Raw genomic sequence first — 15,200 nt, forward strand, 5'->3', positions numbered from 1 at the left:
GAAGGGTCCTTTGAGGAGTGGTGCAGGGTTCGGGTCAGGGGACCAGCAGCGCGAACCGCTGGGTCGGGTCGTCGGGGTCGCACGGGGCGGTGGCGAGGGCCGCGCCCGCCTCGGCGGCCGCGTCCTCCAAGAGCCCCAGGCAGAGTCCGGAGGCGACGACGGCGATCGTGTAGGAGTCGGCGCCGACCCCGGCGAGCTCGAACCGCTGCAGATCGGTGTCGGCGCAGTCCTGCCCGGCGGTGAGGTACCCGGCCTCGTCGGCCGGTTCGTCCGCGCCCCAGCAGGCCTGCCATCCGTCCGCGGCGAAGTCGAGGCCGACGGTGTACACGCCCGCGCCCTGCGACGCGAACGCGAGCCCGGCCGGGTAGGTCGCGGCGCAGTCGCCGAGGACCATGACGCTGCGATCGGGGTTGCCCGGCTCGGGGCCGTTGGTGACGCACAGCCCCGTGGCCTCCTGGCGCGCGAGGTACGCGCCGTCGGCGGGCAGGGTCGGCGCGACCTGGTCTTCCGCTGCCGCCGAAGAGGACTCGGCCGCAGCCGGCGTCCCATCGTCGCCGCCGCCGGTGGAGGCGATGACGGCGGCGACGATGGCGACGAGGAGCACGACCGCGACGACTGCGGCCGTCGCGGCCACGGCCTTGTTCGCCCCGATGCGGTCGCGGAGTCCTTCGAGGCCGTGCTGGATGCGGTCGGGCAGATCGCGCTGGGGGGTGCGCGAATCAGTCGGGGTCAAGGCGTCCTCATTGCATAGTGGGCGGGGTGCTAGGACCCGGTGTCCTTGCGCTGGTTGTTGAAGGTGTCGTTGAACTTGTCCACCTTCGTCTTCAGCTTCTCTTCGAGCAGGCGGTGGAGCTGGCGCTCGGCGTCGCTGTAGGTGTACATGCCCTTGTCGGCGGCCTTGCCGGACGGCTCGTGGAGCTTCATCAGCTCGTCGGCGGACCGCAGCTGCCACTTGCCTTTCGCGTCCTGCTCGACCAGGCGGGCGTCGGCCTTCCGGACGTCCTCGATCGTCAGCCCCGAGTTCGCGTCCTTGAGCTGCTGCTCGACGACGGTGTGGGTCACCGCGAAGTTGAACTGCTCGTAGCTGGGGTCGCCCTTGCGGTCGAAGTCCTCGGGCTTGGGCGCGACGCCCTTCTCCCAGATGAGGTCGTACGACTGCGAGACGCCCGGCGTCCATTTGAAGCTCTCGGCGACCTGCCTGATGATCTGCTGCGTGCCGCGGCCGAGGCCGCGCACGAACGGCAGCTCGGTGACGACCTCCTTGACGGCGGCCGCGCCGGCGCGCGCCCAGTTCGCGTGCTGCGTCGACTCGGACGTCTTCGCATTCGCGTCCACATTGGCGTCGTCGAAGACGCGCTGGAAGCCGGTGTCGAGCAAACCCATGAGGCGGCCGGTGCGCATGGCCTCGTCGTTCGCCTCCTCGGTGTCCTTCCAGCTGTCGGCGTAGTGGGCGTCGAGGAGGACATTGCGGTAGACCTCGGCGCCGAACTTGTCGCGGGAGGTGTCGCCGCCCATGATGAGCTCGACGAAGTCCTCGCGGGTCTGCTGCGAGAGGTACATGTCGGCGGCCCTGGGGTCCTGCGACATGAACAGGCGGTCCTTGCCGCCGGTGTCGGTCTCGGCGAAGTAGTCGAGGTAGGGGACGGCGGCCTTGGCCATCGAGTACGTGATCGCGCCGTTCGCGGCCCCGAGGGGGGCCTTCTCGAAGCTGCCGATCTTGCCGTAGGAGTCGGTGAAGAAGTCGTACGCCGACTCCTTCCAGATCCCGGAGGCGTTGTCGCGGTCGGTGACGGTGGTGAAGAGCGCGTACGCGGCCTCGGTGGCGCGGTCCACTGTGGCCTTGTCTTTCGAGCCGGCGTCGGTGCCGATCCAGTCGATGAGCCCCGCCGCGGCCTTGCCCTCGTCCTTCCACTGGTGCCCGAACAGGCTGCGCACCAGGTACTCCGGGGTGTCCTTGCCCAGGTCGGGGTGCTGGAACCCGCCGGTGAGGAGCTCGTAGTTCGCCTCGTGGTTGCGGGTACTCGCGCCCAGCAGGTCGGGCACGTACTGCTCGAGGTCGGTGTAGGGCACCGAGTACGCGGGGCGGCGGGCCATCACGTCGGAGTAGAAGTCGGAGACGGCGAGGGTGAGCGACGCGGAGAACTCCTTGCCGCCCTGCAGCCTGCCGAGGCCCACGCCCTTGTCGTCCGTCGCGCCGAGCAGCGGGGCGAGCCCGATGAGCTGGTCGTGCAGTTCGGGGACGCTGAAGTCGTCGACTTTCTTCGTGTAGTAGCCGAGCGTGTTGCGCAGACTCTCGGGGAGGCGGCCGAAGCCGCCGCCGAGCTTCTCGTTCGAGACGGCGAGGAGGCCGCCACCGAACGCGCCCAGGATGAGCGACTGGTCCGCGGCCGGGACCTCGCGGTCCTTGAGCCACGCGGGCAGCATGTACAGCAGGTTCCCGGCGTTGGGGTCGTTGTCGTTCCAGGGGATGTCCATGCCCTTGAACAGCTGCTCGAGGAAGTCGAGCTGCTCGGGCGCGAGCCGTTTGCCCGGCTGGCCCTGGAGGTCCTGGGCGTGCAGGCCGAGCGACAGGAGCGCCTTGATCTTGGCCAGGAGCGTGGTCGGGATGTCGCCGTCCTTGCCCGCGAGGTAGTCGACCATGGCCTCGGCGAGCCGCTTGCCTTCGGCGCCGTCGAGCGGCGGGACGCCCGCCTTGGCGCCGAAGACGTTGAACAGCGCCCAGGTGGTGGTGCCGCCCGCGGCGAGGGCTTTGAGGTTCGCGGGGGTCGGCCCCTGCTTGAGGTGCGAACCGGCGGTCTTGGCCTCGGCCTTGTACGTCTCGTACGCGGCGTTGACGACGCCCTGCATGCCGGCGAGCCGCTCGGCCCCGGCCTCGGCCATCGCGTTGTCCATGACGCGGGAGGCGACATCGCCGGGCATGCCGCCGGTGACTCCGGCGGACTCGGCGGTGACGCCGAAGCCGCTGCTCACCGCCTCCGACCACAGCGCGGTGTAGTTCGCGGCGAGCTGCTGGTAGGTCTCGGCGGCGTCGGCCCACTTGCCGGTGACGGCGCTGCCCCACACCGAGCCCTCCATGGCCTTGCGGGCGGCCTCGATCGACTCGGCGCCCTTGGCGCGCAGCTGCTCGGAGACGAGCTCGGTGAACTCGACGGCGGTGGCGTTCATCTGGGCCATGACGTCGCCGCCGCGGCCGATGATGGTGCCGGACTTGGACTCGAACTCGGTGGCGCCCTCGCGCAGGGACGGCACGTCCGCTTTGGACTCGGGGACGTTGAGGCTGGCCGCGGTGGGAATGCTCGGCATTGGGGGTTCTCCTTCGAGCGGGCTAGACCAGGTTGATGCCGGGGGCGCCGGGTGCGGGCGCCTCGACGTTCTGCAGGCCGGCGTTCGCGGCGTCGGTGCCGACGCCGTCGCCGACGGTGAGATGGGTGGTGGCGCCGACGCTCTCGCCGTGCGCGGCGGTCTTGGCCAGGTCGGTCGACCAGGTGGCCCCGAACTCGTCGTAGCCGGTGACGACCTCGGGCTCCCCGGCGGCGGTCACGCACTTCTCGACGATGCTCAGCAGCTCGCCCTGCAGCGTCCCGAACGACTCCGCCGACGCGATCGTCTGGCCGCCCTTGAAGTTGGCCTCGTTGGGGTTCATGCCGATGCGGTCCATTGGTCCTCCAGGGGGGTGCGGACTCTTGGCTGCGGTCAGCGTATCGGGAATCAATGAGGATTGGAACAACATCAGGTGAACTGTCTGCCGTTGCGGCGCAACGACAGTGGTGGAAGTTGATCATGTTGTGGCAAGGGGTCGCAGCGATCCAGAGTGGTGGCCGCAGCCCTTTACTTTCACTTCACCGCCGTGTCAACATGATCCGATACGCTCCCCCCGCACGGGCCATCCACAGCTCCCTAGGAGGCACCCCACATGGCCGGAATCGGAACGGAATTCGGGCTCACCACCGCCAACGCCCTCACCACCAGCGCCAACAACCACGGCATCTCCGTCGAGAGCCTGACGGGCGACCTCCAGGCCCTCATCGCCGAGATGGAAGCGGACGTCGACGCCCAGCAGGGCGCCTCCCTCGCCGCCTTCCAGCGCGCCAAGGCCGCGTTCATCGAGTCGTACAACGACATGGCGAACAAGTACGGGCTCAGCGCGCTCGCGCAGGGCACGACCAGCGACGACGGCTTCACCACCGACGACCAGAACGTCGGCGGCTACACCGGCGCCGAAGGCAACCTGCCCGGCATCAAGCCGATCACGATCCAGATCTAGAAGGGACACTCCACTATGCCTGGTTCAGGATTCGAGCTCTACGGCAACGTCGGCAACCTGCAGGACCTCGCCGGCGTCCAGCACACCTACCGCGGCCGCTTCGAGGCCATCCTCGGCGAGATCAAGAGCCACGTCAGCACCGTGCAGGGCCAGTGGGTCGGCGCCGGCACCGACGGCTTCGGCACGTTCAACACCACCTCCGAGGGCGAGTTCACGGAGATCCAGGCGGCCTTCAACAAGCTCGCCTCGGCCACCGAGGACTCGGCGACGAACTGGTCGACGACCATGACGCGCATCAACTCCCGGTGGGGCGGGTGACCCCGGAGGCCACCGACGCCCCGGCGAGGTCCGCCGACTCCGCCCCCGGCACCGACCTCGCCCCGATGGCCATGCGGCGCACCGGCCAGAGCGAGCGCTACGTGCTCCAGGCCGCCGCCCTGCGCCGCCGCCAGCTCCGCGCCGCCGTCCTCTACGGCTCGGCGCGGAGCTGGCGGCAGCGCCAGCCGCTGTGGCCCGCGGCCCTCATCGGCGCGATCGCGGTGGCCCTCGTGGTCGCCGCGTTCGCCGTCGCCAACGCCTTCGAGAAGCAGAAGGAGCGCGACGCCGAAGCCGAGGCCGAACGCAACGCCCTGAGCGCCCCGCCCGCCGCGGTGCTCGTCGAAACGCCCTGAACCCCCACTGCAAAGGCCCGTCTTGCCCGGTCGATACAGCACCGTCACCGTCGTCGGCCCCCGCGCCACCCGCGACCTCGCGCTCCCCGACGACCTGCCCGTCGCCGAACTCCTCCCGCAGCTGCTGCGGCACACCGGCCCCGAGGAGCCCGACGACGACGGCACCGGCTGGGCGCTGTCCACGATCGACGGTGCGACGTTCGCGCCCGCCGAGACCCTCGCCGACCGCACCGTCCCCGACGGCGGCGTGCTCCTGCTGCACGACGCCACGGCCGCCGCGCTCCCCGACACCGTGGAGGACGTGCGCGACGCGGTCGAGGACGCCGTGGACGCGGGCGGCGCCCGCTGGGACCCCGGCACCGGCCGCCTCCTCGCGATCGGCACCGCCGGCCTCCTTGTCGCGGCGGCCGCGTTCAGCCCCGGCGCGAACCCCGCGATCCTCCTGACCGGCGGTCTGGTCGGCCTCCTCGCGGTGCTCATGTCCTGGTGGTCGGCGCGGCAGCACGACCTCATGACGCACTTGGCGCTCACCGGCGGGGCGCTGTGGGCCGGGCGCGTCGGCTACAGCGCCGTGGACGTGCTCGCCGCCGACGGCGGCGCCCACCCGGCCACGCGCCTCATCGGCGCAGGGCTGGCCGCGCTTGTCCTCATCACCGCCGCCCGCGCCGGGGCGCGGCTCGCCACCGCGTACGCGGTCGGCATCGCGTGCGCGCTCGCGCTCGCCGCACTCGCGTGGGCGCTGTGGGCGCACCTGGGGCTCAGCGCGGTCCGCGCCCAGAGCCTTATCGTCCTCATCGGACTGTTCGCGCTCGCGCTCGTGCCGCGCCTCGCGATGTCCTCGGCCGGGCTCTTCGCGCTCGACCGCGAGGTGCGAGCGGGCGAACCGACCACCGACGTGCGTCTCGCGCGCCGCCTCGAAGCGACCGACGCGCGCCTCACCGGCGCGGTGTGCGGCATCGCCGCGATCACCGGCGCGGCCGCCGTCCTCCTTGCCGCCCAAGGGGACACCTGGGCCGCGCTCATGGGCACCGGAGCCGCGCTCGCCCTCTTGACCCGCTCGCGGATATACGAGCTCATCCGGCATGTGGCGCCCCTGCGCCTGGCCGGGATGGCGGCGCTCGCCTGGGCCGCATGGCGGTGGATCGGCCTCTCCGCGCCCTTGCTCGCCTGGCTCCCGGCGCTCGCCGTGCTGGCCGGGCTCGCGTACGTCTCGGTCGCGTCGGTGTCGCGCTCGGCCGTGTCGGCCGCGTGGTGGCGGCGGGTCGTGGCGGTCGCCGAGACGATCCTGGTGGCGGGCATGATCGTCCTCGCCGGGCACCTCGCCGGCCTGTACGCGATGGTCGCCGGGGTCTGACATGGGCACCGACGTCGTCCGCCGCCCCGCGCGGCGCCCCGCACCCGAGGTCTCGACCGAGCCGATCACGCTCGCCTCCCCGCCGGCCCTGGGCGATCCGCCGTCGGCGGCGATGGGCGCGCCGATGCTCATGATGCCGCTCATGTCCGGCTCGGGCGCGATGATCATGGTCCTGTCCAACCTGCAGCGGCCCCTGTACGCGACGGCGGGCCTGCTCATGCTCGTGGCGAGCGTCGCGATGGGCATCGTGCTGTTCGCCGCGATGCGCTCGGGTCCGAGGCGAAAGCTCCGGCAGGAGCGCGAACGCTACCTCGACTACCTCGAAGACGCCCGGCACACCATCCGCGAGGCCGTGAAGGCCCAGCGCGACCACGCCGCCCGCCGCCACCCGCACCCCGGGCTGCTGCTCGGCCTCGCGTGCGACCCGGGCCGCCGCTGGGAGCGACGCGCGACCGACGCCGACCTCCTCACCGTCCGATGCGGACTCGCGGCGGTGCCTTTGAGCCGCGCGCTCTCGTTGAAGATCGACGAGCAGCACCCGCTCACCGTCTACGACCCCGTCTGCCAGTCCGGCGCCGAAGAACTCGTCGACCAGTACGCGCGCCTCGCCGACCAGCCGCTCACCCTCGACCTCGGAGCGGTCGGCGACACCGCGATCATCGGCGAGTACGCCCGCACCCGCGCCGCCGCGCAGGCGATGCTCGCCCAGCTCGCGGTCCTCGTCGCCCCCGAAGACCTCCGCGTCGCGGTCGTCGCCCACCCCTCCGTCGCCCCGGAGTGGACGAAGCTCTCCTGGCTGCCCCATCTCCTCGCCGACCCCGGCGACGGCGAAGCGCCCGTCCCGCTCATCTGCCCCAGCACCGCCGAACTCGCCGAACTCCTCGCCGAGGACCTCGCCCTCCGCGCCGCCGAACTGCGCCGCCGCCGCGGCGGCCCGCCCGGCCCCGGCTCGCGCCGCCTCCTCGTCATCGTCGACGGCGAACACCAGGTCTCACTCCCCGGCCTCCTCGCCACTGCTTTCAAAGGCGCCGACGAGGCGCCCCAACTGCTCGGCGTCCACTGCTGGACCCTCGTCGCCGAACAGCGACAGGAACCCGAGCACACCGCCGCACGCATCAAAGTGGACGCCGACACCGTCGCGATCACCCGCGTCGAACGCACCGAAGGCAGCGTCAGCGAGACCACGCGCACCGGCCGCCCCGACCGGCTCGACCCCGCCGACCTCGCCGCCATCGCCCGGGCACTGAGCCCCTGGCGGCTCGCCCTCGACGACGTCTCCCGCGCCCTCTCCGGCGTCCACGGCCTCGCGGACATCCTCGGCGTCGCCGACCCGGCCGACGTCGACTGGAAACGCACCTGGGCGCCCCGCGAGGAATCGGCGCTCCTGCGCGTCCCCTTCGCCGTCGACGCCGACGGCCGGCCCGTCGAACTCGACCTCAAAGAGTCCGCGCTCGGCGGCATGGGCCCCCACGGCCTCATCGTGGGCGCCACCGGCTCCGGCAAGTCCGAGGCCCTGCGCACCCTCGTCGCCGCCCTCGCCGTCCGCCACCCGCCCGAACGCCTCGCCCTCCTCACCGTCGACTTCAAAGGCGGCGCGACCTTCGCCGACTGCGACGCCCTCCCGCACAGCGCCGGCGCCATCACCAACCTCGCCGACGACCTCGGCCTCGTCGACCGCTTCGCCGAAGCCCTCTACGGCGAGATGAGCCGCCGCCAGCAGCTCCTCAAAGACGCCGGGAACCTCCCGAACGTCCACGCCTACGCCAGACTGCGCCAACACCACCCGGACATCGAGCCCCTCCCGCACCTGCTCGTCATCATCGACGAGTTCTCCGAACTCCTCACCGCCAAGCCCGACTTCTCGGACCTGTTCGTCGCCGTCGGGCGCATCGGCCGCTCCATCGGCGTCCACCTGCTCCTCGCCACCCAGCGGCTCGAATCGGCGCACCTGCGCGGCCTCGAATCGCACCTGTCCTACCGGATCGGCCTGCGCACCTTCTCCGAAGCCGAGAGCCGCGAGGCCATCGGCGTCCCCGACGCCTACCGCCTCCCGCCCGAACCCGGCTCCGGATACCTCAAAGTGGACACCACCATCTTCACGAGGTTCAAGGCCGCCATGGTCTCCGGCAGGTACACGCCCCCGCGCGAAGCGGCCGAACGGACCCTCCCGGTGCTGCGCTGGCCGGTGCCGCCGGTCGTCAACGTCCTCGACGCCATGACCGCCGAGACCGCGCGCGGCGTGGGGGAGACGCCGGACGCCGAGCACAGCGTGCTGCGCGTCCTCGTCGCCTCCCTCGCCGCCGCCACCGCGACCGAGGGCATCGACCCGGTCCGCCCCGTCTGGCTCCCGCCGCTCCCCGAAACCCTGCCGCTCAACCGGATCGGCGCGGACGCAGGCGAAGACGGCACGGTGAAAGCGGTGCTCGGCCTCCTCGACCACCCGCGCGAGCAGCGCCAAGGACCCCTCGAATGGGACCTCGCCGGCGCCGACGCCAACCTCGTCGTCCTCGGCGCACCCGGCTCCGGCAAGTCCACGCTCCTGCGCACCCTCATCGCCGGCCTCGCCCTCCGCTACCCGCCGAAAACCCTGGCCGCCTACGTGATCGACTACGGCGGCGGCGCACTCGGCGGCCTCACCGCCCTCCCGCACGTGGCCGTCGCCGCCGGCCGCGCCGAACCCGAACTCGTCGCCCGCACTCTCGCCGAAGTCCGCAACCTCCTCGACGCCCGCGAGCACCTGATGCGCCGCAACGGCATCGACGCCGCCGCGGGACTTCGCCGCGCAGCCGCCGACGGCACCGTGGACGTCCCGGGCGACCTCCTGCTCGCCATCGACGGCTGGGGCGGCCTCACCGAAGCCGACGAGGACGCGAACGACCTGCTCATGGAGATCGCCTCGCGCGGCCCCGCGCTCGGCGTCCACACCGTGCTCACCGCCGTCAACTCCGCGCAGGTGCGCGCCCGCCTCGCCGCGTCGTTCTCAGGCCGCATCGAACTGCGCCTCGCCGACGCCTTCGACTCCGGCATCGACCGCAAGCTCATCGAGGAACTCCCCAAAGAGGTCCCGGGCCGGGTCCTCACCGCCGACAAGCGGTTCGGGCACATCGCCCTGCCCCGCATCGACGACCTGGAGTCCACACAGGACCTAGCGGACGGGTTCGCCGACCTCGCCGCCGAAGTCCGCCGCCGCTGGCCCGGACCCGGCGTCGCCGCCGTCAAAGCCCTCCCCGTCGACGTCGCCCTCCGCGAACTCGTCCCGCCCGTCCCCGCCCCCACCGGCGACCCGTACGCGCTCGCGCCCGTCGTCGGCGTCGCCGAAAGCGACCTCGGCCCCGCCGTCATCGACTTCGGGAAAGACCCGCACCTCGTCGTCTTCGGCGACACCCAGACCGGCAAGACCACGCTCCTGCGCGCCATCATGCGCCAGACCGTGCGCCGCCCCGGCACCGAAGCCGGGATCTTCCTCGTCGACTACCGCCGCTCCCACCTCGAGGAGATCCCCGAAGACCACCTCATCACCTACTGCAACACCGCCGCCCACGCCGCCCAGAACGCCGCCGAGCTCGCCGAGGCCCTCAAGAAGCGCCTCCCCGGACCCGACGTCACCCCGCAGCAGCTGCGCGACCGCGACTGGTGGACCGGCCCCGAGGTCTTCGTCGTCGTCGACGACTACGACCTCGTCACCACCAGCGCAGGAAACCCCCTGGCGCCCTTGACCGAACTCGCCGCCCACGGCGCCGACCTCGGCCTCCACCTCATCCTCGCCCGCCGCACCGGCGGCGCCGCCCGCGCCGTCTACGAACCCCTCCTGCGCCAGCTCTGCGACATGTCCAGCCCCGGCCTCCTCTTCTCCGGCGACCGCCTCGAAGGCCGCCTCGTCAACGGCACCGCCAGCCGCCTCCTCCCGCCAGGAAGGGCACTCCTCGCCCGCCGCGGCCAGAACCCCGACCTCGTCCAAATCGCCCGGACGTGAACTCACTGACCAATGAAGGACCGCAAAGCCGCCCGCAGGTCGCGCTCTCGCTGATAACCGCGACTCTCGATGAGTACAACAGCCGTCTCTGCTTCGGCGAGGTCCTCCGGAGAGGCATCGGCAACCAGAGCACGGAGGTCGGCGAGGTCTTGCGGACGCCGCTCGTCATCACGCGCGAGAAGCTTCACCGCGATCAGGTGGCCGATCCGAGCCACCGGCACGGTAAGCCCGGGCAGGATTTCCAGCTTCTCCGAGTCCCGCGTGATCTCTGGCTCGATCCCAGAGCCGGCGAAGAGGAGGTCGACCACAGATGCCCGGCCTCTGCTCGGCCGTCTACAAACCGAACGGTTGCAAGTCGCCCGACCGACTCCTGCTCAACCGAGGCGAATAGCTCGTAGCCGTCGATCATCAGCTCCCGGATTCGGCAGCGGTGCCGTCCCGGACCGCCACCGCCAAGTCGATGTCACGGGTGAAACGCGGCCCGACTCGGGCAGATACAGCGAAACCGCCGACAAGCCCACTTGACGCCGCTGCGATCAAGCGCAGTGGCGATCCGCCGCAGTCCTGCTTCCAGCTGGTTCACGCGAACCTTCCCGATCGCGGGCCCGGAAAGTCGCCGTTCTCGCCCCCCGGGGGCGCGAGAAGCCACTGCAGCAATTTGGCCTCCAACTGCTCTTCGCTTAGTCCGCGGTGTTTTCGCCGGAGTGTCTGCAGGTACATGCGCCGCCCCGTCTCGTGCAAGTCGAATGCGATGCGGAGCTTCTCCGCCGGAGAGAGTGCGGTCATACGGCCAATCTCAAGGGCCTCCTGATCGAGCGGCCTTCTAAACTTGCAGCGTCGAACGAGACAGAGGAGGCCTGACATGACGCGCACGGCAACGGCCAGCGACGCCGCCCCCGATAGCCCCGAGCGCCAGAACGCCACCGCCCCGCTCATCCGATCCCTCGGCGGCGCGATGGCCGGGCGCTAGGCGATGGCCTTCGCCTGGTTCGTCGTCCGTCTCCTCGCGGTCACCGTCGGCTTCGCCGTCCTCCATGGGTACCTGTGGTGGCGGCTGTGCCGAGACACGACGAAACCGGGATCCGTGTGGCGGCCGATCGGCGCGATCGTGCTCGGCGTCCTCGCGGTCTTCGGACTCCTCGCCCGGTTCCTTACCCCCTCGGACGCCCCGATCAGTGTCCAAGCCGCTGTCGGCTACCCGGGCCTGATCTGGTTCGGCGTCTTCCTGTACCTCTTCGGCCTCCTCGTGGTCACCGAGGCCTTGCGGTGGTTCCTCCTGCGTCGCAAGGGAGTGCCACCGGAGCCGCCGCCCTGGGCGATCCTCCGCGACTGGCTGCGGCAGCGGCGCGAACGCCGACGCGAGCAAACGAGCGAGCATCCCGAGCCCGCCGAGTCGGCAACGGCGACCGGCGCATCGGCAGCGCCCAGTAGTACGTCACACGTCACCGGTCACACACGACGCCGCGTCGTCTCACGCGCGATCGGGCTCGGGGCGTCCGCGCTGGCGGTCGCGACGGTCGGGCACGGCCTGTACGAGGGCTACCGGACCCCGCCGCTCAAGCCGGTGACCGTCCGCCTCGAACGCCTCGACCGGCGGTTCGACGGCTACCGGATCGCGGTCGTCGGCGACACGCACTTCTCGGCGATCCGCGGGCGCGAATACTGCGAGCGCGTGGTCGAGCAGATCAACCGCGCGCAAGCCGACCTCATCGCGTTCGTCGGCGACCTCGCCAGCAACGAGGTCGACCAGGTTCGCGACGCCGTCGACCCGCTCGCCCGCCTCGAGGCGCGCGACGGGACCTTCTTCGTGGCGGGCAACGCCGAGCACTATGTGGGCGCCGACGAGTGGTACGACCGCGTCGCCGAGCTCGGCATGCGCGGCCTCCCGAACACCCGGGTCGAACTGCCCGGCTTCGACCTCGCGGGCGTCAACGACCTCATCGTCGTCCAGCGCGGCTTCGAGAGCGAGACCGGCCCGGATTTCGAAGCGGCTCTGGGCGACCGGGACCCGGCCCGGCCGGTGGTCTTCATGGCCCACCAGCCGAACGCGGTCGACTACATCGGCGGTTACGGCGTGGACCTCCAGCTCTCGGGCCACACCCACGGCGGCCAGATGTGGCCCGTGCACTACGCGTCGCTCATCCGCAGCGGCCAGCTCACCGGACTCGAACGGCACGGGGACACGCAGGTGTTCGTCACGAACGGCGCGGGCACGAACGGCCCGCCGATCCGGGTCGGCGCGGACGCCGACATCACGGTGATGACCCTCCGCGCCGGGAACTAGCGCCGTTGTCGGTGCCCGCCGCTATGGTCGGGCGATGGACATCATCCTCATCCCCGGACTCTGGCTCGACGCGTCGTCGTGGAGCGACATCACGCCCGCACTCGAGAAGGCCGGCCACCGGACCCACCCGATCACCCTGCCCGGCATGGCATCCCGCGACGCCGACCGCTCCGGCATCGGCCTGCGCGACCACGTCGACGCGGTCGTGGCCGCTGTAGACGCGATCGACGGCCCGATCGTGCTCGTGGGCCACTCCGGCGGCGGCGCGGTCGCGCACGCGGTCGCCGACGCCCGGCCCGACCGGATCGCCCGCGTCGTCTACGTCGACTCGGCGCCGCTCGGTCCCGGCGGGGTCATCAACGACGAGCTGCCGGTCGTGGACGGCGAGATCCCCCTGCCCGACTGGGAGGTGTTCGAGGACGAGGACCTGGTCGACCTCGACGACGACCTCCGCGAGGCCTTCCGCGCCAGGGCGATCCCCTCGCCGAAGGGCGTCGCGTTCGACCAGCAGGTGCTCGGGGACGAGCGCCGCTTCGACGTGCCGATCACGCTCGTCTGCTGCGAGTTCAGCAGCGCGATGGTGCGGGCGTGGATCGAGCAGGGCGTGCCGTTCGTGCGGGAGATCGCGGCGGTCAAGGACGTCTCGTACATCGACCTCCCGACGGGGCACTGGCCGCAGTTCACGAAGCCGGCCGAGCTGGCAGACGCGCTCGTCTCGGCGGTCGGCCGCGCCTGACGCGCGTTGACGGTGATGTCGTTTCGCGGCCGGCCACGGGGCGACATCGCCGTTTAGATTGGGGGCATGACGAACACGACCGCTTCCCGCTTCCGCTCCCTCCACACCACCCCGGCCCTGCGGCTTCCGAACTGCTGGGACGCCGCCAGCGCCGCGGTCATCGCCGCCGCGGGCGCACCGGCGATCGCGACGACGAGCGCGGGGGTCGCGTGGAGTCTCGGCCGCCCGGACGGCGACGCGATCGACCGCGACGCGGCATTGGAGGCGATCGCCCGGGTCGTGCGGGCCGTGGACGTGCCGGTGACCGCTGACATCGAGTCGGGTTTCGGCGCGACGCCGAAGGAGGTGGCCGCGACCCTCGCGGCGGTGGCCGAGGCCGGCGCCGTCGGCGTCAACATCGAGGACACCACCGCGGAGGCCCCGGGGTCCCTGCGGGATCTCGCGGACCAGGTGGAACGGTTGGGCGCGGCCCGCGAGGGCGCGGGACCGGACCTGTTCATCAACGCGCGCATCGACGTGTACCTGGCCGGGATCGGCGAGGAGTCGGAGCGTTTCGACGCGACCGTGGCGCGCGCGAAGGCCTACGCGGACGCCGGCGCCGACGGCATCTTCGTTCCCGGCGTGACCGACCCGGCCGTGATCGCGGCCCTCGTCGCGGCGATCCGTCTGCCGCTGAACATCCTTGCCGGGCCCGGTGCTCCCGCGCCGTCGGAGCTCGACCGCCTCGGCGTGGCCCGTATCAGCCTCGGCTCGCGCGTCGCCATGGCCGCGTACGAGGTCGCACGGAAGGCGGCGGTCGGCTTCTTCGAAGCGGACTCGTACACGGCGGTCGAGGACGGCGTCCCCTACGGCACGATGAACGACCTCCTCGCCTGAGCAACCCTCACGAGACCGGCCGGGGAGGTGAAAGCCGCCCCGGCCTCAATGTCGTACCCGTCTGCCACCCTGGACATTTCGGGGGAGCTCGGAACCGGCGCACCCGACCCCGGGGGAGGGACGACCCGCGCAACCCGGACGGACCTGCGCTCGGCCGAGCCCTGTTACCGGCGGCGATGTCGTACCCGCCTGCCACCCTTGTAATCGGGGGAGCTGCGTATCGGCGCACCCGACCTCGGGTGCGGGACAACCGAGGCAAGTCGGGCGGCGCGGCCGCAATGTCGTACCCGCCTGGCACCCTGGGTGTTTCGGGCGCGGCGATTCGCCGCACCCGACCGCAGGGGAGGGAACCGGCCGGAGGCCGGTGCCGGTGCGTCAGGCTCCGGCTTCTTCTTTCGTGGGGCGCAGGGCCGATCGGGCGAAGCTGAGCACATGCTCGCGCATGATCTCGGGGTTCTCGCTCTCGTCGGCGCCCATGATGAGGCGCGCGAGCTGCGGCACGACGCTCGGCCACGCGGCGAGTCCGATGAGGATGAACAGGGTCGGGGCCGCCTGCAGATGCCCCTCGGCCGCGCCGAGCGACCGCTCCAGCGCGCTGACCTTCTCGCGGTAGCGCCCCTGCCGCTCCGCCTCGCCCGGCAGCGGCTCGGTCCGGTAGTGCAGCGCCTCCCACAGCAGCAGCCGCAGCAGCTGCGGGTGCAGCCGGTGGAACTCGTGCACCCGGTCGACGTACTCGACGAGGTCCTCGCCCGCCGTCAGCGGCACCGCCTCGGCGAGCTCGTCGAGCGCGTCGTTGACGACCGCGTCGAACAACCCCTCCTTGCTGCCGAAATACCCGTAGACGCGCTCGCGGTTGACGCCCGAGCGGGCGGCGATGTCGGAGATGCGCGTATGGGCGAGCCCGTGCTCGGCGAACACCTCCCGGGCGGCGCGCAGGAGCTTCTCCCGGGTGGTCAGCGGCGCCGCGGCCGCCCCGGTGTCGTAAGTGCGAAGTTGTGAATCCGACATGAACGTAATAATACTCCAACTCCGATGTTGACCA

General features: G+C 71.6%; 14 protein-coding genes. 8 read left to right on the forward strand and 6 right to left on the reverse strand.

The genetic code is table 11. From position 1 onward, the window contains the following. Positions 1–34 precede the first annotated feature (34 nt). The 3 genes from AB0K52_RS18940 to AB0K52_RS18950 are packed head-to-tail and all read right to left on the reverse strand — an operon-like array spanning position 35 to position 3,658. Positions 35–733, reverse strand: a complete 699-nt coding sequence (locus AB0K52_RS18940; protein WP_363533796.1) for a hypothetical protein — start codon at positions 731–733, stop codon at positions 35–37. Positions 734–762: 29 nt separating this feature from the next. After that, on the reverse strand, positions 763–3,303 hold the full coding sequence (locus tag AB0K52_RS18945; protein WP_363533799.1) for a hypothetical protein: 2,541 nt from the start codon (positions 3,301–3,303) through the stop codon (positions 763–765). A 22-nt stretch (positions 3,304–3,325) separates the two neighbouring features. Further along, entirely contained in the window at positions 3,326–3,658 is a 333-nt protein-coding gene (locus tag AB0K52_RS18950; RefSeq protein WP_363533802.1) for a hypothetical protein, read from the reverse strand. Positions 3,659–3,913: 255 nt separating this feature from the next. Here AB0K52_RS18950 and AB0K52_RS18955 point away from each other — a divergent pair, with 255 nt between their 5' ends. From AB0K52_RS18955 to eccCa, 5 genes are read left to right on the forward strand one after another with little or no spacing between them, the layout of a single operon-like run. Then, on the forward strand, positions 3,914–4,264 hold the full coding sequence (locus tag AB0K52_RS18955; protein WP_208498618.1) for a hypothetical protein: 351 nt from the start codon (positions 3,914–3,916) through the stop codon (positions 4,262–4,264). Positions 4,265–4,279: 15 nt separating this feature from the next. Beyond that, on the forward strand, positions 4,280–4,582 hold the full coding sequence (locus tag AB0K52_RS18960; RefSeq protein ID WP_363533805.1) for a WXG100 family type VII secretion target: 303 nt from the start codon (positions 4,280–4,282) through the stop codon (positions 4,580–4,582). Next, positions 4,570–4,935 (forward strand): hypothetical protein, encoded by a 366-nt coding sequence (locus tag AB0K52_RS18965; protein ID WP_363533808.1) that lies wholly within the window; start codon positions 4,570–4,572, stop codon positions 4,933–4,935. Before AB0K52_RS18960 ends, AB0K52_RS18965 begins: the two co-directional genes overlap by 13 nt. Positions 4,936–4,957: 22 nt before the next feature. After that, the gene (eccD, locus tag AB0K52_RS18970; RefSeq protein WP_363533811.1) at positions 4,958–6,289 is read left to right on the forward strand and encodes a type VII secretion integral membrane protein EccD; all 1,332 of its coding nucleotides are present in this window, start codon (positions 4,958–4,960) and stop codon (positions 6,287–6,289) included. A 1-nt stretch (position 6,290) separates the two neighbouring features. Then, entirely contained in the window at positions 6,291–10,262 is a 3,972-nt protein-coding gene (gene eccCa / locus AB0K52_RS18975) for a type VII secretion protein EccCa (protein ID WP_363533814.1), read from the forward strand. Between the two features lie 2 nt (positions 10,263–10,264). Here eccCa and AB0K52_RS18980 read toward each other — a convergent pair whose 3' ends face one another. Continuing rightward, the gene (locus AB0K52_RS18980) at positions 10,265–10,570 is read right to left on the reverse strand and encodes a hypothetical protein (protein WP_363533816.1); all 306 of its coding nucleotides are present in this window, start codon (positions 10,568–10,570) and stop codon (positions 10,265–10,267) included. Positions 10,571–10,841: 271 nt separating this feature from the next. After that, the gene (locus AB0K52_RS18985; RefSeq protein WP_363533819.1) at positions 10,842–11,126 is read right to left on the reverse strand and encodes a hypothetical protein; all 285 of its coding nucleotides are present in this window, start codon (positions 11,124–11,126) and stop codon (positions 10,842–10,844) included. 109 nt (positions 11,127–11,235) lie between these two features. Here AB0K52_RS18985 and AB0K52_RS18990 point away from each other — a divergent pair, with 109 nt between their 5' ends. The 3 genes from AB0K52_RS18990 (at position 11,236) to AB0K52_RS19000 (ending at position 14,158) form a co-directional block, all read left to right on the forward strand. Then, on the forward strand, positions 11,236–12,546 hold the full coding sequence (locus AB0K52_RS18990; RefSeq protein WP_363533820.1) for a metallophosphoesterase: 1,311 nt from the start codon (positions 11,236–11,238) through the stop codon (positions 12,544–12,546). A gap of 34 nt (positions 12,547–12,580) precedes the next feature. Next, positions 12,581–13,282 carry an alpha/beta hydrolase gene (locus tag AB0K52_RS18995; RefSeq protein WP_363533823.1) on the forward strand — a complete coding sequence of 234 codons (702 nt, stop codon included), beginning with the start codon at positions 12,581–12,583 and terminating at the stop codon, positions 13,280–13,282. Between the two features lie 66 nt (positions 13,283–13,348). Next, positions 13,349–14,158, forward strand: a complete 810-nt coding sequence (locus tag AB0K52_RS19000) for an isocitrate lyase/phosphoenolpyruvate mutase family protein (RefSeq protein ID WP_363533826.1) — start codon at positions 13,349–13,351, stop codon at positions 14,156–14,158. A gap of 375 nt (positions 14,159–14,533) precedes the next feature. Here the strand turns inward: AB0K52_RS19000 and AB0K52_RS19005 are convergent, their stop codons facing one another. Beyond that, complete coding sequence (locus tag AB0K52_RS19005; RefSeq protein ID WP_363533829.1) at positions 14,534–15,166, reverse strand: TetR/AcrR family transcriptional regulator; 633 nt, start codon at positions 15,164–15,166, stop codon at positions 14,534–14,536. Positions 15,167–15,200: the final 34 nt, after the last annotated feature.

The sequence above is a fragment of the Glycomyces sp. NPDC049804 genome (assembly GCF_040674615.1).
GTDB classification, from domain to species: Bacteria; Actinomycetota; Actinomycetes; order Mycobacteriales; family Micromonosporaceae; genus Glycomyces; species Glycomyces niveus.